Raw genomic sequence first — 23,476 nt, forward strand, 5'->3', positions numbered from 1 at the left:
CTATGCCTTGGGCCTGCCCGGCGGCGAGGGCCGCGCCCGGGCGTCCCTGCCCATCAGACGCTGAATCGACGAAGGAGGGGGCGTGGAAACGGCTGGCACCACCCCGGCCTGGTAGGCCGGAGGTACGCGGTCAGTCGCCATCCTGACTGGCGTGTGGGTGGCCGGTGCGGCGGAGGGCGGCGGGTGTGTGTCCGTACCAGCGTTTGACCGCTCGGCGCAGTGTGCGGGCGTCCGCGTAGCCGCTGCGCGCGGCTATGGCGTCGATGCTGAGGTCGGTGCTGTGGAGGAGCCGGGAGATGTGTGCTCGGCGCAGGGTTTCGACCTCATGGCTCCACGTGGTGCCGTGTTCGTCGAGGTGGCGTTGGAGGGTTCGCGCGCTGACCGCCATACGTCGCGCCACCGTGGACAGCGTCGGAGTGGCCTCGTCATGCACGGAGGCCAGGGCGGTGCGGAAGAGGTCCAGCCAGCTGCGCAGTGGTATCGCGGCGGCGAGGGTCTGCTCGGCGTGTCTTCGTAGCACGGTCGACAGGCCGGGCTGGGCGTGGGGGGCCGGTGCGTTCAGCTCGGAGGCGAGGAACGTGATCGAGCTGGCCGGTGCCTCGAAGTCGACGGTGCGGGTGCCATACATCTCGTACAAGGCGTCCCGCCGGCGAGGGGCTTTGGCTGCCAGGGCGACGTGGAGGGGAACGAGGCGCCGCTGCGCGGCTTCGCTGAGGCGCCGCTGGTACAGGCCGAGCGCGTAGGCGCGGATGGCGCACGCCGCCTCGTAGGTCAGCTCGGCCTCGTTGACGTGGCTGATGGCGATCTGCTCGCCGTCCTCGGTGATCCGGAGGGTGTCCGTGCCGACGTCGGCGACCGTGGCGAAGTACGCCGAGGCCTCTCGGATCCCTTCGAGCGGAGTGGGCGCGGAGGTGATCAGGTAGTCCCAGACCCCGAGGGTGCCGAGGCTCGACTGCTGCGCCAACACCACGGACACCTCAGTCCAGGGAGCGTGGCCGGTACTCAGTTCCGCGAGGCGGATGCTGGTGGCAGCGGGTGTCCGCCACCGGTCGTCGGTCAGGTGCTCGGATGCCAGGCCCAGCAGGTGCGCGTATCCGTCCGGGGGTACGCCGAGCAGGCGTGCGGTATTGACGCTCAGTCGGGTGAGGGCGGAGGAGATCGTCCCCTGATGTGCATGTGAGACCACGGGGGTTGAGCATAGAGGAGCGCGAAGTGCCAGGTCAGTGCCGGAGTTCGGCGCCTGGTGTCCCCCTTCATGGCGTGGAGGGTTCCCCTGTGGCACGCATGGTCCCCTGGGTGGCGTGTGATGTCCTCGGCCGAGTGGTCTTCCCGGCCATAACGTGGCGATCACTGAGCGCGTTCGACCGGCGCGAGATAGGGCCGATGATCCGGGGGGATCCGATGTTGGAGGTACTGGGGCTGACCGCCGCGGCCGCGACGGTGTACCAGGCCATGCTGGACCATCCCGGCTACAGCCTGGACGAAATCGCCGCGCACTGCGCCCTGACACCCGTCCAGGCACACGATCACCTCGACGAGTTGAGCCGCCTCACCCTCGTGCGGGCCTCCGCCGAGCGGCCCGGCCAGATGCGCGCGGTGAGCCCGGAGATCGGCCTGGCCGACCTGCTCGCCGGCCAGGAGGCCGAACTCGCCGCACGCCAGGCGCGGCTGGCCGCCTCACGTGCCGCCGTCTCCCGCATGGTCGCGGAACGCGCCGAGCACCGCACGAACCACGGCGAGCGCCTGCGCGGTATGGACGCCATACACAGCCGCCTGGAACACATGGGCCGCTCTGCCGCCACCGAAGTCCTCAGCAGCCAGCCCGGCAACCAGCGCCCCGAAGACCTCGTCGCCAGCCGCCCCGCTGACAGCGAGGCCCTCGGCCGCGGCATCAGGATGCGAACCCTCTACCAGGACGCCACTCGCAACCAACCCCACATCACCGCCTACGCCCAATGGCTGCTCAGCCAGGGCAGCGAGGTCCGTACCGCCCCCGCGATCCCCCAGCGCATGGTCGTCGTCGATCGTGTCCAAGCCCTGGTCCCCATCGACCCCGCCGACACCCGCAAGGGCGCCCTGCACGTCACCGAACCAGGCATCCTCGCCGCGCTGCTCGACTTCTTCGAGCAGTCCTGGAACACGGCCGTTCCCCTCGGCGCCACCCGCCCCGAGGACCCCCACACCAGCCTCACCCCCACCGAACGCGAGATCCTGCGTCTGCTCGGCGCTGGTCTCACCGACGACGCCGTGGGGCAGCGCCTCGGAATTTCCTCGCGCACCATCGGACGTCACATGTCCTCCATCATGGAACGCCTGGGCGCCAGCAGCCGCTTCGAAGCCGGGATCAAAGCCGCCCAGAAGGGCTGGCTCTGATTCACGAGGGTCGCCGCGGGGGAGCAGTGGCATCGGTCAGGCTGGGGGCCATGACGAGGAGCAGCAGCGCGGCACCGAGGGCGCCATGGAACCGGCGCTGCGACACTTCTCCGACCCGCGCGACGCGCCACCATCGTGGCGTACCTGCGGACCCGGAACTACCGGGCGGCGTCCTTGGTATGGCTCGAGGGCTCCCAGGCACTCGCCGCTGACGCCAGGACAACGGCATCACCGGCCTGCGCTCCCTGTCCGACGACACCGACACCGAAGTCGGCGTCACCCGGCACTTCCCGCTCGGGCTCTGCGTCCACGAGTAGCGCGAGGTGCTGGAGCAACGGCGAACTGGAGGAACGGCGCGGGAAACTCCTCGACGCGCCGGCTGGAATCTTCTGGGGATCAGGCGAGGAAGTCCGGGAGACGAACTCGCGGCGCTGCGCTGCTAACGGCACGCACACGTCACCTCGCCCCAAGGCAGGGCGCGGTGTGGAGTGAAGCCGAGGCCGAGCTCATGCCCGGAGGGAGCACCTCGCCGACTCCACCATCGGCCTGATTTCCACCTCGCGCCTCACAGGATCAGCGACAGAGCCCCCACTTGTGTACCTGGCTGGGCACAATCCGCTGTACGCCGACACCAGGGCTGGGGGGATGCCCATGGCCGGTGGACCGGCAGCGCTGCAAGGTCTTCGCCCGGCCTGGTCGACGCCGACGTGTGTCCTGCCGACCGCGTGCTGTGCGAGGGCGATGATCTGGGGCGGCAGACGAACTCCTGGGCGGCACTGCCGGAGGAGTCGCAGCGGCTGGCCGGCGCTGCGGCGTGAGGCTTGCTGAGTGGCCAGCCACGTCCGCGGTGGCCAAGGACGGCCAGGCAGACGCCGGGGCCCATGCGTGATCTCGGGGTGCGCGTGCGAGGACTGCGTCCCGCACCACTTCGCTTTCACCGGAGAGTCGAGAACGTCCGTCCTCCGTGGGGGTCGAGTGAGCCCGATCTTGACATGTCCATGTCTTCATGGCCGGATCCCGACAGGCTGGTAGGCGACACCCTCAAGGTCTTCCGGTGCTGTCGGCGAGCGACGAAGCTGGTCATCGCCGCCAGGGAAACGCCCCAGGACGGCGACCGGACAAAGCGTCACCCGCGGGACGCCCGAACGGTGCAGGACAGACTTCCCATCAGTAGCTAAGGACTTTCGTAGTGATCCGCACTTGTATCACCCAGGCCACCGCGGTTGCCGTTGTCTCCCTCACCGCGATCACCCTCATGCCCGGCACCGCCGCGGCCGCCGCGGCGAAGACGCCCGCCTTGGCCACCGCCGCGATCTCCGACAGTCTCGGCTGGGGCGTACAGCCCTCGTCCAACAGCCTGGGCTGGGGCTGATGAGCCGGCGATGGAAATCGTTTATGCCAGCCTGACATGCAGGCAGCCGGGCGAGGTCGCTGAGGCGAACGAAGTGGCCCAGGCCGTGGACGCCATGTGGGCCCATGCCCTGCCCCACGTCGGACTCCAGCACGTCAGCGCGCGTTCCCAGTCCGGCCGACTCGATTTCCTGATGTACCTCATGAGCTCCAGTTCCCCGGGCGCCCCCAGCGCCCTCTGCCGCGCTCACGCCCTGCTCACCCGCAGCCAGCAGACCTCACCGCTGCTCAACCGGCGCTATCTGCCCCCAAAGCCGCTCACGGAGCACACCGGCCACTCCGCCTGGTGACCACGACGCTGTACGACCGCAGCGCCATCCGACCGCGCCGCCGCTGACCGCAGCGACGTGAGGCGGCGGCTGCCCCCCACCACCCGGCAGCTCCCTGGGCGGTGTGAGCAGACCGGAGCCGACGAGCTGTTCCAGGACCTTGCCGTACTTGGGTGCGGGTGGGCCCCATCCGCTGAGCGAGTTCGTCCAAGCACGCCGTCGGCTGCTTCAAAACCCATTTCCCGTCATGCCCTTCACCACACGGGGAGCCGTCATGCCCAGACTGAACCGATCCACCTTCAGCGCCGTCTCGGTGGCCCTCGCCATGTGCGCAGTGGCTACGGCCACGGCCGGTTGTGGTCGCGCCGACACCGGAACCGCGTCGGCGGCCGCGGCCCACGAAGCCCCGGCCGCCGCCTCCCGGGCCCCCGACACCTCGCTGAGCGCATCCCCGCAAGGCAAGGAGTCAGCGAGTCCGAAGGCCAACAAGGAGTCCTCGGCTCCGAAGGCCTCCCAGCCACCGAGTGGAAACGCCGCACAGCGGAAGAGAAACCAGGCGCGCACCGTGGCCGTCCTACCGGAAGGCCTCGCGAAGCTGCCCGTCGAGAAGGCCCTCGGCTGGAAGCCGGACGGTCCTCTGAGCAGCCAGGAACTGCGCGGACAGAAGATCACGCTGAACGAGTGCGCGACCGTCGCCGGCGCCACCCTCTGGCAGCAGCAGGGATACCTGAGCTCGGCAAGAAATGCCGCTGGGCAGCAGCTGTTCTCCTTCCCCAATACTTCATCCGCCAGCAGCGCCTATGACCGGCTCGTCGCCGACATGAACAAGTGCCAGACCACTTCCCGCCAACTCCAGGCCCGGGAGGGGGCACCGCAGGACGCTGTCGTCTCCACCACCGCCACGGTCAAGGACGGCATCGCCTGGTCGCGGCACTGGACGGGTGTGGGCGGGATGTCGGCTCGCGACGTGCAGACCAACCACCTCTACGTCGTCCGCCAGGGCGAACACCTCACGCTCTTCCAGTTCGACGAGCTGGCCGAGCGTCCCGCACCACCGCACGACACCGGCACTGACGCCGCCGTACTCGGCGCGCTCGCCCAACTCAGCGCCCAGAGCTGAGAGCGCCGCGGAGCCACGAACGACCCAGCTGACCTTCCTTCCACTTTCCAATTCACTAGGAGTTGCCTTGTCCGTCCACACCTCGGCCTTCCGCACCGCGAGCATTGTCACCGCGGCATGTGCCGCCTCGCTCGTCCTGTCCGTCGTGCCCGCTCATGCCGACAGCATCCAGGCCTCGAGTTCCTCCGTCACGTCCACCGGATCGCTGGGCAACGAGGCTGCCCCCGGCGGCAAGGTCTCCCGCAGCCAGGCCATATCCCGAGCCCAGGTGTGGGTGGACGAGCAGGTTCCGTACAGCGCCAACGGCCTCAACTCCCCCTACAGCTGGTGGGCCGACAGCCGCACCGGCGGCCGCTACCGGCAGGACTGCTCCGGCTTCGTATCCATGGCCTGGCAGCTCTCCTACAGCCGCACGACGTATGACTTGCCCGATGTCTCCACGGCGATCAGCAAGTGGGACCTCAAGCCGGGCGACATCCTCAACAGCAACGACCATGTCGTCCTGTTCGCCGGCTGGCGCGACAAGACCGCGGGCACCTTCAACTACTACCAGGAGAGCAGCCGCAGCAGACCGACGAACTACAACACCGACGGCAACCTTTACGGCTCCACCCTCGCGTCACACCCCACCAGCAGCTACTCCGCCCTGCGCTACAAGAACATCACCGACGACGTCGCGACCAACGGGGATGTGCCGGTGGCGGGGAACTGGGATGGTGGTGCGGCCGGCAATGTGGGTGTCTGGCGCGAGGGGAAGTTCCACCTGCGCTACGACGACGGGTCCGTTGCCTATGTCGACTGGGGCCAGGCCGGTGACCTGCCGGTTTCCGCCAACTGGGATGGTGCTGGACCGGACAATGTGGGTGTCTTCCGTCCGTCCACCGGTCAGTTCCACCTCCGGAAGGACGACGGCAGCCTGGTGATCATCGACTGGGGCCAGGCCGGCGACGCCCCTGTCGCAGGAAACTGGGATGGTGGTGCGGCAGCCAACGTCGGCGTCTGGCGGGACGGGAAGTTCCACCTGCGCAACGACAACGGCACCATCACCTACGTCGACTGGGGTCAGGCCGGGGACGTGCCCGTCTCCGGTAACTGGGACGGTACGGGCACCGACAATGTGGGTGTCTTCCGGCCGTCCACCGGCCAGTTCCACCTCCGCATGGACGACGGCAGCCTGAAGATCCTCGACTGGGGTCAGAACGGGGACCTTCCCGTGGCCGCGAACTGGGACGGCGGCAACGGCAGCCCCGCCGCCAACATCGGTATCTGGCGTCCCTCCGAGGCCCGCTTCCACCTCCGCAACGACAACGGCACCCTGACCACCCTCGACTGGGGACAGCCCAGGTAAGCCCTACCGGGGGTGCGGTCGGCCGCACCCCCGGGCCCGCTTGCCTGACCAGCCATCAGCGCCATGCCGTCGAACGCGTCCGGAACGCTCACTGTGAGCGATTCATGCGCCGGCATCTGGCCGCCTTCACCATCACACCGGGCTGGCCGCGCTCTCCTCGCCCAGCCTCCGCCTGCCCCACGCGACAGGCGCCGACTCCTCCACCCGTGCCGCTGTACCAACGAACCGGGACAACCCCTGCGGCACGCAAAACGCCCTCGGCCATGCCCCCTCCCCCACCGGCTCAAGTGCAAGCCCAGCGGAGCCTGCGCGGCTACCTGACCGCCTACCAGGTCCACCTGCGCCCCCGCGACCAAACAGCGCAGTCCCGGATCGCGGTAAGCCGCAGCGGGTCGGCCCGATCCCCGTGCCCCACCCCCATCCTCACATTGCCAAGGAAGACGAATCCCTGATGAAGAACCACACCCGGCGTATCCTCCCGGCAGCCGTCATAACTGTCGCTCTCACCACGCCGATGGTCCTCGCCGCGGGCCCCGCCCACGCGGCTCTCCCCAACCGATCCTGCGGAACCATCGCCGCCGCCGACAGCACGACCGCCGCGAACCTCAACAAGGTACTCACGGGCAAGCTGCGGGGCGCGATGACCGCCTACCGTCTCTCCTGTGCGCGGGCGATAGTCGACGCCACACGTTCCCGCGGGCTGCCGGAGAGAGCCGCCGTCATCGCCATCACGACAGCCATCGTCGAATCCGTGCTGGAGAACAACCCGAACATGGTGGACCACACCAGCGTCGGCCTGTTCCAGCAGCAGGAATGGTGGGGGAGCTTCGAGGAACGGCTTGACCCCGCCTACTCCACCAATGCCTTCCTCGACGCGATGCTCAAGCTCTACCCCAACAACTCCTGGCAGAGCCAGCAGATAGGCGTCGTCTGTCAGAAGGTCCAGGTCTCGGCCTTCCCCGACGCCTACCAGCCCCAAGCCGCCGACGCCCAGAGCATCGTCAGCGCCCTCTGGAACAGTCCTGCGACTAACGGGGATGTGCCGGTGGCGGGGAACTGGGATGGTGGTGCGGCCGGCAATGTGGGTGTCTGGCGCGAGGGGAAGTTCCACCTGCGCTACGACGACGGGTCCGTTGCCTATGTCGACTGGGGCCAGGCCGGTGACCTGCCGGTTTCCGCCAACTGGGATGGTGCTGGACCGGACAATGTGGGTGTCTTCCGTCCGTCCACCGGTCAGTTCCACCTCCGGAGGGACGACGGCAGCCTGGTGATCATCGACTGGGGCCAGGCCGGCGACGCCCCTGTCGCAGGAAACTGGGACGGTGGTGCGGCAGCCAACGTCGGCGTCTGGCGGGACGGGAAGTTCCACCTGCGCAACGACAACGGCACCATCACCTACGTCGACTGGGGTCAGGCCGGGGACGTGCCCGTCTCCGGTAACTGGGACGGTACGGGCGCCGACAATGTGGGTGTCTTCCGCCCCTCCACCGGCCAGTTCCACCTCCGCATGGACGACGGCAGCCTGAAGATCCTCGACTGGGGTCAGAACGGGGACCTTCCCGTCGCCGCGAACTGGGACGGCGGCAACGGCAGCCCCGCCGCCAACATCGGTATCTGGCGTCCCTCCGAGGCCCGCTTCCACCTCCGCAACGACAACGGCACCCTGACCACCCTCGACTGGGGACAGCCCAGGTAGTTCTTGCTCAGCCCGTGTCCGGCACGTCCACCAGAGGCGCGCCGGGCACGACGGGCAGGCGCTCGGCGTCGGACACAACCGTCGGGACGCAGACGGCCACCGCCACCTGGACGGACCAGCGGATCCATCGCCCGACTCAGGCGGCGGGCGGGTCGTCCTCCTCGGGCGGCGTGAACCGTACGTACTCCGGCAGCGTCAGCCGCGCCTCCGCCCCGCCCTCCGGCGCGTTGGTGAAGACCAGCTCCGCGCCGATCACCGACGTCTGGCCCACCGCGATCGTCAGCCCGAGGCCGTGCCCCTTGCTGCCGCTCTCCGTGCGGAACCGCTGCGGCCCGCTGTCCAGCAGGTACTGCGGATAGCCCGCGCCGTGATCGCGCACGACGACCACCGGCCCGTCCACGGTCAGGACCACCGGAGGCGCGCCGTGCTTGTGCGCGTTGACGACGAGATTGCCGAGCACCCGCTCGAGGCGCCGCCTGTCGGTCTCGACGGTCGCGTCGCGTACGACCCGCACCTCGGTCCGCGTACCCGAGTGCCGCACCACGCCCTCGACCAGCGGCCCCAGCGCGTGCATGGCCAGATCGACCTTCTCGTTGCGGGCGTCGAGGCGGGAGATCTCCAGCAGGTCCTCGGTGAGCGCCCGCATCGCCCGCACCCGGTCCTGTACGAGCTCGGACGGGCGGCCGGGCGGCAGCAGTTCGGCCGCCGCCGAGAGCCCGGTCAGCGGGGTGCGCAGCTCGTGCGCCACATCGGCGGTGAAGCGCTGCTCGCTCAGCAGCTTGCGCTGCAACGATGACGCCATCGTGTCCAGGGCCCCCGAGACCGTGGCCACTTCGTCCTCGGGGCGTGAAGGGTCCTTGGTCCGTGGGTCGTTGACGCGCGCGTCCAGATCGCCCGCGCTGATCCGGCGCGCCACGGTCGCGGTGAGATGCAGCCGCCGCGTCACCCGGGTCACGGCGAACGCGCCGACGAGCAGCGTCGCGCCGATCGCGAGCACGGAGGAGCCGAGGATCGACCGGTCGAGCCCCATGATCGTCCCGACGCTCAGCGAGTAGTCGACCCGGACGGCGATCGCGCGGCCGTCGGCGGGGCCGGCCGCCCACATCGTGGGCCGGCCGTCGTGGTCGGCGACCAGGGTGCCGCGCTGCCCGCGCAGGGCGAGCGCGCGCAGCGACGGAGGGAGGCCCTCGGGGTCCACCCCGGCGAAACGGGGCAACGGCTCGCCCGACTCGTAGGCGCGGGTGACCTCGACCAGCCGGCCCAGCGCCTTCTCGCGGGCCGCGTCGACGGTCTGCCGGGTCACCGACACATGGACGAGGACGCCGAGCAGCGCCGCGAGCGCGCAGCACATGACCGCGATGAAGACGGCGGCCTTCCAGGTGAGCGTGGCGGTCCAGGCGGGAAACCGCAGCCGCCGCGCGGGCCGTCGTCGCGGCCCGGAGCGTGGTTCGGTACGGGCCCGGAGCCGCGGCCCGGACCCGGGTCGGGATCGTCGCGGGAGTCTCATCGGGAGGCCGCGCTCGGAGTCCTGGACGGCGCCTCGGGCGACCGCGAGGGGTACGGCGGGGACGGCTTGACCCGGACGATCTCGTCCCGGGTGGGCAGCATCGTCCGCTGCTGGTCGTCCCAGGACCAGGCCGTGCGGTACTCGTATCCGGGAATCCCGGCCGAGCTCACCCGCAGAATCAGGTCCCGCCCGGCCAGGTCCACGCTGATGACCTGGTCCACGGTGGACATGATCCGTGTCAGGCCCCCGCCCTCGGCCAGATAGACCCGCACGCCCACCTGCTGGTCGGGCATGCGGATCCCCACGATCAGCTCGTCACTGCCGTTGCCGGTGAGATCGCGGTAGTACGGCTTCAGGACCGGGCAGACCTTCGGCTTCTTCCCGCAGTCGCGCAGCTGCTGGACGGTCTCCTCGTAGACGCCGTCACTGCCGGTGTACGTGTCGGGGTGCGCGTTCACCTCGGCTCGGACGACCGCCACCGGGTCCACCCTGTGGACATCGTTGCCCGGCGCCTTGATGCCGGGGACGCGCTCGGTGTCGCTCTCGCCGTAGTCGAGCGGCGGGTCGGTGGCGGGCGGCAGATCGGGCCAGAGCCGCACCGGCCCGGTGGCCGTGGGCGTCGCGCCCGCGCTCTCCAGTCCGCCCTGGTCACCGCAGCCGGTGAGTACGGGCACGGCAAGGGCCAGCAGCAGCGCGGCGCGGACGATGCGGCTGGTCGTGCTCAAGGTTCTCCTCGATCGGGCGGGGTCCTCAGTCGGGCGGGCCGACGTCCGTCCCATAGGGCCGTATAGGCCTTACTTATGGCTCTTCAAAGGGATTCATGGGGATTCAACGAGATTCAAAGGGATTCAAAGGGAAGTCGGCTTTGTCACTCCTCCCTGTGTACCAGCCCGGCTGCCCGGCCGTGTCACCCGGGTGGGACCCCGGGCCCCGCGCCGCAGCGCGTCCGCCCGCGCCCGCCGCGCCCGCCCGCGCCCGATCATTGGTCCATCCGCTCCAGTGCCGTACGGCAGAGCGTCAGCAGCTTCTCGTCCTGGTGGATGTCATGGCTGCCCGAACCGCCCTCCACCACGTTGTGCCGGCACCGCCGGGCCAGCTCCGCGTGGAGCTCCGGCGCGGCGTCCCGAGCCGCCGGGCCCATGCCCGCCAGGCACTCGGCGATCTCCACGCGTGCGTAGCGGTTCTCCCGCCAGGCCCCCATCAGCACCGGCAGGGCTTCCTCAGCCTCTCCGGTGACCCGCCACAGCGCGGCCGCCGCCTCCACCCGCAGCCACAGGTCCCGGGCGGTCAGGCAGGCCCGCAGCGCGGGCGCGGCCTGCGCCGCGGCCGGCCCGATCGCGCCGAGCGCCTTGGCCGCCGACCGCCGCTCGCTCGTGTTCCGCGCCCGCAGCCAGGCGTCCAGCGTGGGCAGCACGGCACCCGCGTCGCCCTCGACCTCCCACAACGCGCGGGCCGCGGCGGTCGCGACCGCCGCCGCGTCGCTGCCGAGGAGCCGGCGCAGATCCGGGATCGCCGGGCGCGCGGCGCGGCCGAACGCGGTCAGCGTCCGCAGCGCCGCTTCGAGCACCCAGTCCCTGCGGTAGGCCGGCGCGCCACGCAGCACTCGCAGCACCTCCGGCAGGGCGTCGGTCGCCCGCGCCGACGCCAGCCCGGAAAGCAGCGGCGCCGCCCGGTCGTACAGCTGGTCGTCCAGCTCCACCTCGGCGAGCCGGCGCCGCAGCACCGGCCCGAGCGGCGCGGCAGCCGCCCCCAGTTGCCCGATCGCGTACGTCAGTTGGTCCCGTATCTCGCCGCACTCCAGGGCCTCGCCGAGCGCCGGGACCGCGCGGGCGTCGCCGCAGCGGGCCAGCGCCAGCAGGGCGCTTCCCAGGGCGATCCGGCCGTCGAGCCGCTCCTGGATCCACGGTCTCGGCTCTGCCGCCACCCTGGCCGCCAGCGCGTCGGCGGCGGGCCGGGCCAGTTCGAAGAGGCCCTCGAGCCGGCTCGCGGCGGCCTCCCGCAGACGGGGCTCGGGATCCGCCAACTGCTCGCCGACCAGCCGCACCACCTCCTCGTAGCCACCGCGCCAGCCCTGGACCAGACCACCGCACATCCAGATCGCGTCGGCCCGCTGGCCCCAGTCGGGGCTGCGCAACTGGGCGGTGACGAGCGCGATCCGGTCGCCGACACGGTCGCCAAGCGCGGCGTGCAGCGTGCGCAGCAGCTCGTCCGTCCACGGGGTGCGCCGGCCCGCCGACTGCTCCTCGCGCAGCTCCCGCAACTGGCCCACGAGCGTCGGCGTGGCCGGCCGCCCTGCGTCCCCGCCGCCACCCTCGAGCCCGCCGGCCTCCACGCCCGAGCCGGCCGGTGGCTCGTTCCGTATCTCCTCGAGCAGCCAGGCCACCGTCGCCACGACGTCCCCGGGCAGCCGCGCCGGCGCGCACCGGGCCAGCTGGGCGAGGGCGGCGAGCCGCAGGCCGGGAGCCTGCGCCGCGCCCGCGAGCCAGCCCAGCCAGTCGACGGTCTCCTCGCGCAGCGACTCGTGCCGCAGGGCGATCCGGCCCACGGCCTGCACCAGGGAGAGGCGCACCTGGGTGTCCGTCTCCACGGTCAACCGCTCCCGCAACAGATCGAGTACGCGCGCGGGGTCGCCGTGCAGGGAGGCGAGCGCGCACGGAGCGGCCAGCCGCACCTCGGGGTCCGGGTCGTCGAGCAGCGCGATGAACGCGTCGGCGCCCGCGGCGACGGCGGCCGCCGCCATCGCGTAGTTCGCGGCGTCCTCGAACTCCTCGTCGTCCGGGTCGAGTTCGTCCAGCTCGTCGTCACCGCTCAGATCGATACCGCCGATGCTGGTGAGTAACTCCACGATGCCGCCCCGGTCCTGGACCTTCGGGTCCCTGACCAGTTCCAGCAGAAAGGGGATGCAGGCGAGCGTGCAGTCGTAGACGTCGCCCTGGTGGTGGACCGCGCCGTACATCCCGTCGAGCGCGATCTCGCGCTCCGCCGCGTCGTGGGACGCCAGCCCGCGCAGCATGACCGGCACATCGTCGGCGGGCCCGTAGGCATGCCTCATCGAGGCCCAGTCGACCTCCTCGATCCCCGTCAACATGCCCCGCCTCCCCGTTGAACACCGCACTTGGGGGCAAGTGTGCACCACAGCGCCGACAAGCAGGACCCGGCAATCGGACGCGGTTGCGCGGCGCTCTTGCGCCACGGCTCAGCCGTCGGAGCCGCTGTCCCCGCTGTTGTCGTCACCGTCGCCGCCGGGGTGGGCGGGCTCGGTGACGGTGGCACTGGCGGCGGCACTTTCCTCCGCGCGAGGGTCGTCGCGCAGCCGCAGCACCGTGATCAGGCTGTGCCGGGTGGTGCCCTGGGCGACCTCGGCCATGAGCCCGGCCCGTACAGGCTGGTAGGCGACCTCGCCCAGGCCGGGCGCCATGGCGGTCGCACCGGCCCCCGGACCCGCGGCCGTACCCGCCCCCGGCCCGGCATCCACCGCCGCTGCATCCGCCGGCCCTCCCGCCGCTGCTCCCCGTGGCGCCGCCGACGCCGCCAGCGCCTCGCCCGCCTGCACCCGGAGGGCCGGCGCCAGCGGGCTGGAAATGATCGGAAGGTCGTCGTCCGGCAGGACGAGCGCCAGCGCGTTGGGCCGTTCACGACCGCCGGTGTAGCCGACCACCAGCGCGTCCCGGGTGTCCGTGTGCCGTAGCTTGCGCCATGCGCGCGTGCCACCCCGGTACGGCTGGTCGAGCCGCTTGACGACCAGTCCTTCGACCCCGATCGCGGGCAGCGTCTCGTACCAGACCTCGGCCAGCTCCGGATCGGGCGTCATCGGCACCGGCTGGAGCGGCGGCCCCAGGGGCCCGAGCACCGCGACGAGCCGCTCGCGGCGCCGCTCGTACCGCACGGGCCGCAGGTCCTTGCCCTCCTCCGCCAGCAGGTCGAAGGCGGCGTACGAAGCGGGCAGCCGAACGGCCAGCACCTCGGCGCGCGCCCGGGTGGCCGCCGCCCGGCCCTGGACGGCGGCGAAGTCGGTCCTGCCGTCGGTCCAGACGACGACCTCGCCGTCGAGGACCGTACCGTCCGGCAGCCGCCGTGCCGCCTCCACCAGATCGGGGAACGCGGCGGTGATGATCCGGCCCGAACGGGCCTGGAGGACGACCTCGTCGCCGTACCGGAAGATCACCACCCGGTGGCCGTCGAACTTCGGCTCGTACGCGAGCCCCCGCCCGCGCGGCAGCGTGCCCACCGACTCGGCGAGCGCGACCCGTACCGGCGGCCGTACGCCTCCGCGAGAGACGTCCCCGGAGCTCATGGCAGGGTTCCGCCCCCGTCCGGGACGGTCAGCGGCTCGAGCAGGTCACCGAACCGCTGGAGCCGTGGCGCGACGTCGCCCATGAGGAACACCAGTTGCCCAGGATCCGCGCAGGCCTCCACCTCCGTCCAGGTCACCGGCGCCGACACGGTCGGCTCGCGGCGGGCCCGCAGGGTGTAGGGAGTGGCCGTGGTCTTCGCCGCCGCGTTCTGGCTGTGGTCCACGAAGACCTTCCCGGGACGCAGGGCGCGGGCCATCCGGTGGACGACCAGGGCGGGCATGTCCGCCTCGGCCTCCACGGCGAGCTGCTTCGCGTACGCCGAGACCTGCTCCGACGGGGTGCGCTTGAGCGGTACGAGCAGATGCAGTCCCTTGGAGCCCGACGTCTTCGCGTACGCGTCGAGCCCGTCGGCGGCGAGCCGCTCCCGCAGCCACAGCGCCACCCGGCAGCAGTGGACGATGGTCGCGGGCGGCCCCGGGTCGAGGTCGAAGACCAGCCGGTCGGCCTGCGCCGGGGCGTCCGCCTGCCACTGCGGCGTATGGAACTCCACCACCAGATTCGCCGCCCACATCAGCGAGGGAAGGTCCTGGATCATCACCTGGCTGGCGGAAGGGTCGTCCGACCGGGGAACGGGCGCGATCTTCACCCACGCGGGGGTGCCGGGCGGGGGGTTCTTGGTGAAGAACAGCTGCCCGTCGGGGCCGTCCGGATAGCGCAGGAAGGAGACGGGGCGGTTGTGCAGATGGGGCAGGATCGCGCCGCCCGTGACGGCGTAGTAGTGCAGGATCTCGCCCTTGGTGGTGCCGGTGGCGGGGTGCAGGACCTTGTCCAGGTTGCTGAGGGGCAGCCGCCGGCCCTCCACCTCTGTGATCGGCGTCATACGATGAGAATCCCATACATCTCGCCTGTAACGGATGAAAGGGATGAACCGTGCGATCCATTTGGAACGGCGCGATCTCGTTCGGGCTGGTCAGCATCCCGATCAAGCTGGTCAACGCGACCGAGAACCGGTCCATCTCCTTCCGCCAGATCCACACCGAGGACGGCGGCCGGATCCGCTACCGCAAGGTCTGCGAGCTGGACGGCGACGAGGTCTCCAACGCGGAGATCGGCAAGGCGTACGAAGAGGCCGACGGGACGATGATCCCGATCACGGACGAGGACCTCGCGTCGCTTCCCCTGCCGACCGCCAAGACCATCGAGATCGTGGCCTTCGTGCAGGCCAACGAGATCGACCCGCTCCAGATGGACGCCGCGTACTACCTCTCCGCGAACGGCGTGCCCGCCGCCAAGCCGTACACCCTGCTCCGCGAGGCGCTCAAGCGCAGCGAGAAGGTCGCCGTCGCGAAGTTCGCGCTGCGGGGGCGGGAGCGGCTCGGCATGCTGCGGGTCGTCGACGACGTCATCGCCATGCACGGTCTGCTCTGGCCCGACGAGATCCGGTCGACGGAAGGCGTCGCCCCGGAAACCGCCGTGACCGTACGGGACGCCGAACTGGACCTCGCCGACGCGCTGATGGACACCCTCGGCGAGGTCGACATCGAGTCGCTGCACGACGACTACCGCGCCGCCGTCGAGGCGATGATCGCCGCGAAGGCGGAGGGCGGCGAGGTCGAGGCACCCACCACCGCTGCGGCGCCGGGCGGCCAGGTGATCGACCTGATGGCGGCCCTGGAGAACAGCGTGCGCGCGGCGAAGGAAGCCAGGGGCGAGGAGCCGGGCGGGGTCGCGGAGGTCACCGAGCTGGCGCGACGCCCGCGCAGCGCGGCGGCGGTGCCCAAGGAGAGCGGCGGAAAGAAGTCGACGGCGAAGACGGCCGCGAAGAAGACGACGGCGCAGGCCCGCAAGTCGACAACGAAGGCGACCGAGAAGAAGGCGGCGGCGAAGAAGACGACGGCCAGGAAGACCACGGCGGCTGCGAAGAAGCAGCCGGCGAAGAAGACGACGGCGAAGAAGGCAACGCCGAGAAAGCGTTCGGCGTAAGGGGGGCGCGGGCACCGCCGTCGTAGTCCGCACCCGCGTGTCCGAACCGGGCGCCTGGCGCCGCGATGCCTACCGCGCCCGAGACCCCACCCACGCGCGGAGCGACCGCTTCAGGTCCACCACGAACGCGTCCCGTTCCTTCTCCGGCAGCAGACCGAGCGAGAGATACGGATTCAGGTCCTCGAGCTCCACGAGCAGCAACTCCCCGCTCCGCGCGCGGCACGCGTCGACCCGCTGGATCCCGTACTCGAGGCAGTTCCAGTCGACGAACCGCCGCGCGAACGCCACATCCTCGGCGCTCGCCCGATACGGCTCCAACTCCCACCGCGCCTCGGGCCGCGGCGCGTACAGCGCGTACTGGAATTCCCGCCCGATGAAGTAGAAGGACACCTCGTACGCGAAGTCCACGCGCGGCTGCACCAGCATCCCTTCCCACTCCACCTCCCCGATCCGCTCCCGCCCCACGAACTCCATCCCCACGGAATCCGCCCCGAGCACCGGCTTGACGACGTACTCGTCCACTTCCGGAAGCAGACCCAGATCCGCTTGCCGCTCCACGGTCGGAATCACCGGAAACCCCTCGCGGAACAGGGCCGGCAGATACCCCTTCCCGGCCATGTCCCCCTTACCGTCCAGCGGATTGAACACGGCCACGCCGCCCGCCCGCGCCGCCGCCCTGAACTCCTGATACGCCTTCGGGTACTCGATGACGGGTCCGCTGTTCCTCACGACCACCCCGTCGAAGGCACCCATGAGCGCGACGGCATCGAGCGGATGACAGAGCGCGACATCGAACTCCTCACGCAACCGCCCGCTCAACCAGATGTCCTCGTCGCAGTAGCGCCGCCCCTTGGCCTGATACCCAAGATCGGTCACATAGAGCAACCGCCCACCCTTACCCACCACGCCACCCACCGCTTCCCTCTCTCCCCACTGCCGACCCCTAGACCCTACGGACCGGCAGCCCTGTGACAGCTGCGGAACCCATTGCTCCCTCGCCCGCGACTGTGTCCGCAAGTTGGGTCCACAAATAGGGTCCACAAATTAGGGACTGACCAGGACTCGTCGACAACCTGGCCCCCGAAGTCGTCCGCGAGTGCCTGCATGAGCGTGGCGCCGACGCCCATGTGCCGGTAGGCGTTCGACCTGGATCAGGATGATGCGCGGGCGCGGAGTGGCATCCTGTTCGCCGTACTGTGACTCGTCGACCAGGTCGCGAGGGGACTATGGGGCTGCATCAGGACGGGAGCCGAGCGGTTTACCAATAGTGACGGCGTCCGCCGACCGCGTGACCGACCGCCCCGAGGATCCACAGAATGACTCCGATGACGAGCAGGATGATCCCGATGGTCCACAGGATGGAAATGCTGGCCACAAACCCGATGACGAGCAGGATGACCCCGAGAATGATCATGATGACCTCCGGCCTCGCGGGTACCTCGATCTCAGAGTAGGCGCAACTCGTGGTGGTCGCCAGGCAGCCCCCGAGCGAACGGTTCGGCGAGATTCCGTCCTGGTGTGCGGCGACGGATTTCTAGTCGACGCGATGGGCGCCGTGGCGGACTTCCCGGAGGCGAACGTTCGACGGGAGACGGTCCAGGCCTGCCGAGTCTCGTGCGCGTGCGAGCGTTTCCCGGCTGACTCGGCCCAGGGTCTGCTCTGGTTCCGCGTGAGGCTCCAGCCACAGCCGCACTCGTGCGACCGGAGCAGTACGCCGGCCTGTCAGCTGCACGTGAGCCCGCGAGACTCCGTCCAGAGCCTGTGACTCTTCTTCGATCACGTCCTCCAGCGCGCGGCCGTTGAGGTGGGCCGCCGTGCCGTCTTCGCTGTCGACGAGGAGCTGGCCCAGCCGGTCCTTACGCAGTTGCGCGAGAAGCCACCACAGCAGCAGCACCAGCAGCACGGAGAGCGCCGCGATGACGGCCGGCCACCACCAGCCCTCTTCCCTCCACCGGGTGCGTCCCCCGACGCCCAGCACTACATCGGCCGGACCGCGAAAGGGCCACCAGCCCGGCACGTCGAACCCCCAGTGGCGCTGCAGATCCAGGCTGCCCAGGAGCACGCCGCCGCCCAGGGCGAACAGGCCAAGGCCGAGCAGTCCCAGCAGGACCCGGTTAACCGTCTTGAGCATCGGGATCACCTCAGCGCTTCTTCGGGCGCCGGACACGCACGGCCAGCGTGGGTTGCCGGGCGAGACCCAAGGTCGGCACGGCTTCGCCCAGCGCCCTTTCCAGGTCTGCGCGGACCTCGTCGAGATCGCGGAAATGCGCCTGTGCCTGGGCTTTGACCTTCCGGCGGCCGACATCGACCCGTGCCGATTGGACACCGGACACCCGCATGGCCCGGTCGCGCAGGAGCAGGGCGGCTGCGCGGCGGTCGAGTCCGGCGCGGACCTCCCCTGGTCCTCGGGTACCGATGGGTTGCCGCATGGGCAGCAGTCTGCGCAGTCCCGGTGTGAACGCCAGCAGGAGGAGCCACAGGCCGAGGGCCATTGCCACTGCGGCTCCGACGATCACCCAGATGTCGTCCAAGGGTCGTGTGGCCAGCTCGTCGGCGAGCTGCCGTCGCCAGCGCATCCCGGGCTGGCCTGCCCGCACCGAGACCACGTCGTACAGGAGCAGTCCGGTACCCGCGACGGCCAGCAGGGCCACAACGGCCGCGGGGATCCGCCGCGCGGACCAGAATCGGTGGGCCGACCGGCCGGGTTCATGGGCCCCTGTCGTCGCGCCCTTGTCCGGGGGGTCACCGGAGGAAGCTGCCTGTCCAGGATCGGAGGGGAGGTCGCTGTCGCCGGTCGGTTGCCACCGGGTGTCGGCGCTCATCTCACCCTCCCTCGGTCTGTGTGCCGCGAGTGCGCCGAGTGCAGCCTCTCGACCGACACCGCGAGCTCGTAGATGTCCATGCCGGCCCATCTCCGGAGCTGTTCGGTGACCTCTCGGCGGACCGCGGCGCACTGCGCCCCGATGTCGGACGGATAGCCCAGCTCCACGGCGATGCCCATCCGTGCTTCGCCGAGTACGGCCGACCGTCCGGCGGCAGACTCGCCGTCCCGCCGTGTGTCGTTCCGCTCGGGTGCCCTCCGCACGGATGTCGTCACGCGTGGCGTCCGACGGCCGGGCGGTACGCGGCCGGCCGACTCGGTGAATCGGCTCAGCGCCTCGCGGGTCACCTGGGAAGCGATCTTGGCAACGACCCGGTCGGCGACTGTGGTCGCACCCCGCTCCTGCTCCCCACCGGGAATGCCCGGGCGGCGATCGGCCTCGCTGGTCACTGCCGCCAGTCCCCTCGAACCCGTCGCTGGTCATCGCGGATCCGCTGGTGGTCGTCACGGCGGCGGAAGAAGTCACCCGGTTCGAGATCACCCTCCATCAAGAGTCCGACCACAAGTCCGACGGCGCCCAGGACCAGCACCAGCAGGAAAGCCCAGAAGTCACCGAAATACGCGGCGAAACCCAGTGCCATTCCGGCAATCAAGCCGACCACGGCCTTGCTCATCACGCGCTCCTTCACTCAAGCAGCCGACTCGGCCCCGGCTACTGGACCCGCTGCCGCTGGTCCTCTTCGTCCTCCTCGTCGGGCAGCTTCACATCGCTGACCGCGATGTTGACTTCCACGACTTCCAGGCCCGCCATCCGCTCCACCGCGGAGATCACGTGCTCGCGTACGTCACTGGCCACGTCCGTGATCGAGACGCCGTAGTCGACGATGATCTCCAGATCGATGGCCGTCTGTACCTCTCCGACCTCGACGCTGACCCCACGCGTGGCGGATTTGCCGCTACCGGCGCCGGGCATCCGCTCCCGCATGGCTCCCATTGAGCGCGCGAATCCACTGCCCAGGGCATGGACGCCGAGCACGTCGCGTGTCGCCATCCCGGCGATCTTCTCCACCACCACATCGGCGACGGCCGTCCTGCCGCGAGAGCCGGGCGCACCACCGTGCTTCACGCCGGTGTTCTCAGTCATCGGGCCATTCCTCCCTGAACGAGTTCACCTAGCCCTTCATTCGAATTATATTCGAATTAGTAAGTGATGTACCGAGATGCGGACCTGGCCGGAGGATCGGACGAGTGGCACGAGCGCCTCCGCCCGGAGCCCCTGCGGCACTTCGGGCACGGTGCGGCATGAAGAGAATCGCGGCCATGGAAGGGGGCGAGAGGCCGGTGAAGACTGAGGCGTGGATGCAGGCAGTACGGCGCCAGCTCGACCTGGGCCGGCTGCTCCCGCTGGGCGGGCCCGACGACGGGACGTGGATCACCGAGCAAGCGGCCGTCCGGGCCCTCAGGCGCACGGCCGCTGAGATTCCCGGTGCTCGGCTGGAGAGCCTGCGCATCGGGCTGGCACCGTTTGGGCCTGTCTCCGAGCCGACCGTCCGCCCGCCGGCCAGCGCACTACCGCCCGGCCCGCTCAGGATCGAGGCGTCCTTCACCGCAACCATGGGGCAGCCACTGCCTCAAACCGCCGAACAGTTGAGAAGCACACTGCTCAACGTGGCCAGTGAACGGCTCGGCCTGGCCACCGTGGCAGTTGATCTGCGCGTCACCGATCTCCTCGGCGGCCCGGAGACAGGCGTCAGCTCGCAAACCGCGGAGAGGGCCATGCCCCCGCCGGAAGCCGCAGTCGCCGAACGCTCGCCTTCAACAACCGGAACAGCACCCATGCGGGGGTTCATCGGGGAGTTGGCCGACGTCGCGGCGGCTGTTCCGGGCGTCGCCCGCCTCACCCCCGTGCTGGGAAGCCGTCCGGTCAAGGTGGAGCACCATGACCATCCCCCCGGCCGGCGCATTGAGGTCCAGCTCGCGGTCGCCCACGGGCACCATCCACTGGAAGTCGCCCGCGCCGTCCGGGCAGCGGTAACCGACGCAGCCACGAGGGACACCCCGGGCCCGGTCACCGCCGCCGTCCTCGTCACAGAAACCGCGGCCTAGCTGTAAGGCAGCTCAACGCTGGAAAAACCAAACCGCCGGCCTTGGGACTCCGAGTCCTACTCGAGGAGGAACCCGGACTCCCCTGCAGGTTCTTTTCCGCACGGCCCCCTCCGAACCCGCCGTACGAGATTCCCCGTAACGGGCTCTCCAGTGACGGCGCGGTTGCCGGTTCCTGAGCCTTGCGTATCGCGCTGCTGTACAGCAGCGCTCACCTCAAGGCAGCGATGACCGCGCCTATACCCATGAGGAGCGAACCCACCCCCATCATGATCGTGGCCGTCACTTTGATGAGGCGGGACACTTCGTCACGTTGGGGCTCATCTTGCGCGAGGGGAACTTCCATTTCTGTTCCTTCCCAGGCTTGCCCTCTCGGGCCGTGTCTGACCCCGTCTCGGTGCAAAGTGCCGCGGAGTCCAGTACGTTCAATCAGGCTAGATGAACTGCTCAAAATGCCTCAATACGGACAGTTCGCGGAGTCTCGGTGAACAGAGAACGCACCGGAATTTCCAGCCGTGTTGGCGGCCCTGGGCCGCGAACCAGGCCGTTCACCTACGTTCACGAGCGGTCGGCCGCGGGTGCGGCTACCGGCTTCGGTCTCGTCTGGACGGCCGCCAACCGGGCTGAACGAGACGGAAACTGAGACGGACGCCGGAGAGCTGGCCCGGCGTCGCAGGTGGTCAGTAGTGGAAGCGAGCCGTACCACCCTCGACGTGCAAGAGAAAGCCTTTGATCGCTGGTCCACCGTCGAGCGGAACAAGGGCCAGGCCCAGATTCTCGACCGCCTGCCGTGCGCGCGGGATGCGGAGGATGTCTGAGGCGTCAGCCTCCAGCGTTGCCTTGGTCCACTCGTCGACGATGGGCCGGATGCCCTCCCAGGCCGGGCCGGCGGTGAAGCGGCCTGGCTCCTCACGACCCAAGACGTCATAAACAGGCTGTGGGTCGCGAAGAAGCTGATCCGTATCCAGTTCCCCGTGCCTGTGTATGACGCGGCACGCAAGCACTTCCTCGACCTCAACCGGACCCCGTCGCATCCCCATACGTCCCGATCGGCGTGGCCTGTGTCCTGCAGGCCAAGGCCGAGATGACTGCCCACGGTGAGGATGCCGAACCCCACCACTGCCTATGGCAGCCTGGGCAAGGCCTCTTCCCCGTTGCCGCACCCGTCCGGTGACCATGCGGGACCACGTGCTGGCCGCGGGACGACGTCAGGGACGGGCCCATGACCTGGCGCAAGGGTTCCAAAGCGGCGATGAGCTCGCACTTCGTTCCTTTGCGGGTCCGGCTCGCCGGCCGCCGCCCCAAACCCGCCGCCGACGGCACGATCCGGCTGACCTGGCTGATCGCCCAGTGGCCCGAAGGCCAGGACGAGCCGGTCATGTACTGGATAATCCAACCTGCCCGCCAACATCCCCGCCCGCGATCTGGTCCGCATCGCGAACCTGCTGTGGCGCATCGAGCACGACTACCGCGAACTGAAGACCACCCTTGGCCTCGACCACTTCGAAGGCCGCTCGTTCACCGGCTGGCATCGGCACGTCACCCTGGTCACCGCCGCCCACCTGTTCCCGACCGAGCAGCGGACCTGCCCAAAAGCCGCTGCCAGGGCCTGACCCTCTACCAGGCCCTGGACCTCCTGCGACACCTACTGGCCACCTGGACCGGCACCTGCCCCACCTGCCGACAACCCACCCCTGGCGGCCCTACGACACCACTTAACAAAGCCCTTACTGGTCCAGCTAGTTGTCGTCGCAGTGATTGGACGGGAAGCGTTTGAGGATCTGACCTTGGCATGGCTGAGGCGGAGCGACGAGGATCTGGTCAGATCTTGATCATGGTGGCGCGTCCGTGGCACAGAGCGGTGAGGTCTTCGGGGTCCGAAGTCAGGATCGTGACCGGTCCCGGGACGGCCAGGGCAGTTGCGGCGAGCATTGAGTCGATGGCGTACTTGTGGCCGTGAAGGCCGGCATCGGCGAGGAGGGTGGCGGCGTGCCGAGCGAGCGGTTCGGTGACCGGTTCGACAACCAGCCGGGAGAGCGCCCACTCCAGGGCCGGGCGGTTGATGCGAGGGTGAACGACTTCGACCAAAGTGGCTGCTGAGGTGATTACGCGCAGGTCGTCGGCGCGGGCCAAGGCGAGCCAGCCGGTGACGGTGCGGTCGCGCAGGACGGCCTTGGCCAGCCCTTCGCTGTCGAGGACGAGGGTGCCGCCGGGCTTGGCGGGGAAGCGAGTCACGCGGCGCTCGCTCCGCCCCGCGTCTGCTCGTGTCGTGCCTGAGCGAGCTGATCGCGTAGGGACTGGACCTCTTCATCCGCGATGGGACCGTGTTCGGCCTCGGCCACCTGGATCAGCTCGTTGAGGTTGTCCCGCTCAATCTGGCGAGCGACGGCCGCAGCCACATATGCAGACAGGCCCGAGGGGCCGCTGCGGGCCTTGGCGGCTTCGGCGATGTCGCGCGGCATGGTGATCGAGTACTTGCCGGTAGGCTCACTCATGCTACTTATCCTACCCAGAATCCGCCATGTCCCGTCGGGTACTCGACGACCCTCGG

Annotated in this window: 24 protein-coding genes and 1 pseudogene; 9 read left to right on the forward strand and 16 right to left on the reverse strand. The window is 69.9% G+C overall.

What is annotated here, in order from left to right; genetic code table 11:
- Positions 1 to 130: 130 nt before the first annotated feature.
- Entirely contained in the window at positions 131 to 1,186 is a 1,056-nt protein-coding gene (locus tag ACZ5VC_RS08120; RefSeq protein ID WP_469119270.1) for a helix-turn-helix domain-containing protein, read from the reverse strand.
- A 215-nt stretch (positions 1,187 to 1,401) separates the two neighbouring features.
- Between ACZ5VC_RS08120 and ACZ5VC_RS08125 the strand changes: the two genes are divergently transcribed.
- The 6 genes from ACZ5VC_RS08125 to ACZ5VC_RS08150 all read left to right on the forward strand — a co-directional run bounded on the left by ACZ5VC_RS08125 (position 1,402) and on the right by ACZ5VC_RS08150 (position 8,216).
- Positions 1,402 to 2,373 (forward strand): helix-turn-helix transcriptional regulator, encoded by a 972-nt coding sequence (locus ACZ5VC_RS08125; protein WP_469119271.1) that lies wholly within the window; start codon positions 1,402 to 1,404, stop codon positions 2,371 to 2,373.
- Between the two features lie 1,189 nt (positions 2,374 to 3,562).
- Entirely contained in the window at positions 3,563 to 3,745 is a 183-nt protein-coding gene (locus ACZ5VC_RS08130; RefSeq protein ID WP_469119272.1) for a hypothetical protein, read from the forward strand.
- 10 nt (positions 3,746 to 3,755) lie between these two features.
- Positions 3,756 to 4,073: a hypothetical protein gene (locus tag ACZ5VC_RS08135; RefSeq protein ID WP_469119273.1), complete on the forward strand. Its 318-nt coding sequence runs from the start codon at positions 3,756 to 3,758 to the stop codon at positions 4,071 to 4,073.
- A 253-nt stretch (positions 4,074 to 4,326) separates the two neighbouring features.
- A complete protein-coding gene (locus ACZ5VC_RS08140) occupies positions 4,327 to 5,172 on the forward strand; it encodes a hypothetical protein (protein ID WP_469119274.1) in 846 nt (281 codons plus the stop codon).
- Between the two features lie 67 nt (positions 5,173 to 5,239).
- Positions 5,240 to 6,520 (forward strand): NlpC/P60 family protein, encoded by a 1,281-nt coding sequence (locus ACZ5VC_RS08145; protein WP_469119275.1) that lies wholly within the window; start codon positions 5,240 to 5,242, stop codon positions 6,518 to 6,520.
- A 451-nt stretch (positions 6,521 to 6,971) separates the two neighbouring features.
- Positions 6,972 to 8,216, forward strand: a complete 1,245-nt coding sequence (locus ACZ5VC_RS08150; RefSeq protein ID WP_469119276.1) for a hypothetical protein — start codon at positions 6,972 to 6,974, stop codon at positions 8,214 to 8,216.
- 136 nt (positions 8,217 to 8,352) lie between these two features.
- Here ACZ5VC_RS08150 and ACZ5VC_RS08155 read toward each other — a convergent pair whose 3' ends face one another.
- From ACZ5VC_RS08155 to ligD, 5 genes are all read right to left on the reverse strand, one after another.
- Entirely contained in the window at positions 8,353 to 9,567 is a 1,215-nt protein-coding gene (locus ACZ5VC_RS08155; protein ID WP_469119277.1) for an ATP-binding protein, read from the reverse strand.
- A 152-nt stretch (positions 9,568 to 9,719) separates the two neighbouring features.
- Complete coding sequence (locus tag ACZ5VC_RS08160; RefSeq protein WP_469119278.1) at positions 9,720 to 10,448, reverse strand: hypothetical protein; 729 nt, start codon at positions 10,446 to 10,448, stop codon at positions 9,720 to 9,722.
- A 254-nt stretch (positions 10,449 to 10,702) separates the two neighbouring features.
- A complete protein-coding gene (locus ACZ5VC_RS08165) occupies positions 10,703 to 12,811 on the reverse strand; it encodes a HEAT repeat domain-containing protein (RefSeq protein WP_469119279.1) in 2,109 nt (702 codons plus the stop codon).
- A 108-nt stretch (positions 12,812 to 12,919) separates the two neighbouring features.
- Positions 12,920 to 14,017 carry an ATP-dependent DNA ligase gene (locus tag ACZ5VC_RS08170; RefSeq protein ID WP_469119280.1) on the reverse strand — a complete coding sequence of 366 codons (1,098 nt, stop codon included), beginning with the start codon at positions 14,015 to 14,017 and terminating at the stop codon, positions 12,920 to 12,922.
- Positions 14,014 to 14,898 (reverse strand): non-homologous end-joining DNA ligase, encoded by an 885-nt coding sequence (gene ligD / locus ACZ5VC_RS08175; protein ID WP_469119281.1) that lies wholly within the window; start codon positions 14,896 to 14,898, stop codon positions 14,014 to 14,016. The genes ACZ5VC_RS08170 and ligD overlap by 4 nt, the downstream gene beginning before the upstream one ends.
- Before the next feature lie 50 nt (positions 14,899 to 14,948).
- Between ligD and ku the strand changes: the two genes are divergently transcribed.
- Entirely contained in the window at positions 14,949 to 16,001 is a 1,053-nt protein-coding gene (gene ku, locus ACZ5VC_RS08180) for a non-homologous end joining protein Ku (RefSeq protein WP_469119282.1), read from the forward strand.
- Positions 16,002 to 16,070: 69 nt separating this feature from the next.
- Here ku and ACZ5VC_RS08185 read toward each other — a convergent pair whose 3' ends face one another.
- From ACZ5VC_RS08185 to ACZ5VC_RS08215, 7 genes are all read right to left on the reverse strand, one after another.
- A complete protein-coding gene (locus ACZ5VC_RS08185; RefSeq protein WP_469119588.1) occupies positions 16,071 to 16,886 on the reverse strand; it encodes an ATP-grasp domain-containing protein in 816 nt (271 codons plus the stop codon).
- 373 nt (positions 16,887 to 17,259) lie between these two features.
- Positions 17,260 to 17,415 (reverse strand): DUF6131 family protein, encoded by a 156-nt coding sequence (locus ACZ5VC_RS08190; protein ID WP_469119283.1) that lies wholly within the window; start codon positions 17,413 to 17,415, stop codon positions 17,260 to 17,262.
- 120 nt (positions 17,416 to 17,535) lie between these two features.
- Positions 17,536 to 18,132 (reverse strand): alkaline shock response membrane anchor protein AmaP, encoded by a 597-nt coding sequence (amaP, locus tag ACZ5VC_RS08195; RefSeq protein WP_469119284.1) that lies wholly within the window; start codon positions 18,130 to 18,132, stop codon positions 17,536 to 17,538.
- A 10-nt stretch (positions 18,133 to 18,142) separates the two neighbouring features.
- On the reverse strand, positions 18,143 to 18,823 hold the full coding sequence (locus tag ACZ5VC_RS08200; protein WP_469119285.1) for a DUF6286 domain-containing protein: 681 nt from the start codon (positions 18,821 to 18,823) through the stop codon (positions 18,143 to 18,145).
- Entirely contained in the window at positions 18,820 to 19,272 is a 453-nt protein-coding gene (locus ACZ5VC_RS08205) for an Asp23/Gls24 family envelope stress response protein (RefSeq protein ID WP_469119286.1), read from the reverse strand. The genes ACZ5VC_RS08200 and ACZ5VC_RS08205 overlap by 4 nt, the downstream gene beginning before the upstream one ends.
- Entirely contained in the window at positions 19,269 to 19,496 is a 228-nt protein-coding gene (locus ACZ5VC_RS08210; RefSeq protein WP_469119287.1) for a hypothetical protein, read from the reverse strand. The genes ACZ5VC_RS08205 and ACZ5VC_RS08210 overlap by 4 nt, the downstream gene beginning before the upstream one ends.
- A gap of 38 nt (positions 19,497 to 19,534) precedes the next feature.
- Positions 19,535 to 19,966 carry an Asp23/Gls24 family envelope stress response protein gene (locus ACZ5VC_RS08215; RefSeq protein WP_469119288.1) on the reverse strand — a complete coding sequence of 144 codons (432 nt, stop codon included), beginning with the start codon at positions 19,964 to 19,966 and terminating at the stop codon, positions 19,535 to 19,537.
- 176 nt (positions 19,967 to 20,142) lie between these two features.
- Between ACZ5VC_RS08215 and ACZ5VC_RS08220 the strand changes: the two genes are divergently transcribed.
- Positions 20,143 to 20,928, forward strand: coding sequence for a hypothetical protein (locus ACZ5VC_RS08220; RefSeq protein ID WP_469119589.1), 786 nt, complete (start codon positions 20,143 to 20,145; stop codon positions 20,926 to 20,928).
- Between the two features lie 677 nt (positions 20,929 to 21,605).
- On the opposite strand, the gene ACZ5VC_RS08225 is transcribed toward ACZ5VC_RS08220, so the two are convergent.
- Complete coding sequence (locus ACZ5VC_RS08225; protein WP_469119289.1) at positions 21,606 to 21,845, reverse strand: hypothetical protein; 240 nt, start codon at positions 21,843 to 21,845, stop codon at positions 21,606 to 21,608.
- A 131-nt stretch (positions 21,846 to 21,976) separates the two neighbouring features.
- Here ACZ5VC_RS08225 and ACZ5VC_RS08230 point away from each other — a divergent pair.
- Positions 21,977 to 22,538, forward strand: a pseudogene (locus ACZ5VC_RS08230) (IS701 family transposase); the annotation flags it as partial.
- A gap of 208 nt (positions 22,539 to 22,746) precedes the next feature.
- Here the strand turns inward: ACZ5VC_RS08230 and ACZ5VC_RS08235 are convergent.
- Together ACZ5VC_RS08235 and ACZ5VC_RS08240 are read right to left on the reverse strand one after the other, a co-directional pair.
- Entirely contained in the window at positions 22,747 to 23,160 is a 414-nt protein-coding gene (locus ACZ5VC_RS08235; protein ID WP_469119290.1) for a type II toxin-antitoxin system VapC family toxin, read from the reverse strand.
- Complete coding sequence (locus tag ACZ5VC_RS08240; RefSeq protein ID WP_469119291.1) at positions 23,157 to 23,420, reverse strand: CopG family transcriptional regulator; 264 nt, start codon at positions 23,418 to 23,420, stop codon at positions 23,157 to 23,159. Before ACZ5VC_RS08240 ends, ACZ5VC_RS08235 begins: the two co-directional genes overlap by 4 nt.
- Positions 23,421 to 23,476 lie beyond the last annotated feature (56 nt).

Source organism: Streptomyces sp. NPDC033174 (genome assembly GCF_055577795.1).

What these genes read in the sequence shown, in the direction of transcription:
- ACZ5VC_RS08125 (WP_469119271.1), top strand. Translation starts at nt 1,402, where the DNA reads ATGTTGGAGGTACTGGGGCTGACCGCCGCGGCCGCGACGGTGTACCAG.
- ACZ5VC_RS08135 (WP_469119273.1), top strand. Translation starts at nt 3,756, where the DNA reads ATGGAAATCGTTTATGCCAGCCTGACATGCAGGCAGCCGGGCGAGGTC.
- ACZ5VC_RS08140 (WP_469119274.1), top strand. Translation starts at nt 4,327, where the DNA reads ATGCCCAGACTGAACCGATCCACCTTCAGCGCCGTCTCGGTGGCCCTC.
- ACZ5VC_RS08150 (WP_469119276.1), top strand. Translation starts at nt 6,972, where the DNA reads ATGAAGAACCACACCCGGCGTATCCTCCCGGCAGCCGTCATAACTGTC.
- ACZ5VC_RS08155 (WP_469119277.1), bottom strand. Translation starts at nt 9,567, where the DNA reads ATGTGCTGCGCGCTCGCGGCGCTGCTCGGCGTCCTCGTCCATGTGTCG.
- ACZ5VC_RS08165 (WP_469119279.1), bottom strand. Translation starts at nt 12,811, where the DNA reads ATGTTGACGGGGATCGAGGAGGTCGACTGGGCCTCGATGAGGCATGCC.
- ACZ5VC_RS08170 (WP_469119280.1), bottom strand. Translation starts at nt 14,017, where the DNA reads ATGAGCTCCGGGGACGTCTCTCGCGGAGGCGTACGGCCGCCGGTACGG.
- ligD (WP_469119281.1), bottom strand. Translation starts at nt 14,898, where the DNA reads ATGACGCCGATCACAGAGGTGGAGGGCCGGCGGCTGCCCCTCAGCAAC.
- ACZ5VC_RS08190 (WP_469119283.1), bottom strand. Translation starts at nt 17,415, where the DNA reads ATGATCATTCTCGGGGTCATCCTGCTCGTCATCGGGTTTGTGGCCAGC.
- amaP (WP_469119284.1), bottom strand. Translation starts at nt 18,132, where the DNA reads ATGCTCAAGACGGTTAACCGGGTCCTGCTGGGACTGCTCGGCCTTGGC.
- ACZ5VC_RS08200 (WP_469119285.1), bottom strand. Translation starts at nt 18,823, where the DNA reads ATGAGCGCCGACACCCGGTGGCAACCGACCGGCGACAGCGACCTCCCC.
- ACZ5VC_RS08210 (WP_469119287.1), bottom strand. Translation starts at nt 19,496, where the DNA reads ATGAGCAAGGCCGTGGTCGGCTTGATTGCCGGAATGGCACTGGGTTTC.
- ACZ5VC_RS08215 (WP_469119288.1), bottom strand. Translation starts at nt 19,966, where the DNA reads ATGACTGAGAACACCGGCGTGAAGCACGGTGGTGCGCCCGGCTCTCGC.
- ACZ5VC_RS08220 (WP_469119589.1), top strand. Translation starts at nt 20,143, where the DNA reads ATGGAAGGGGGCGAGAGGCCGGTGAAGACTGAGGCGTGGATGCAGGCA.
- ACZ5VC_RS08240 (WP_469119291.1), bottom strand. Translation starts at nt 23,420, where the DNA reads ATGAGTGAGCCTACCGGCAAGTACTCGATCACCATGCCGCGCGACATC.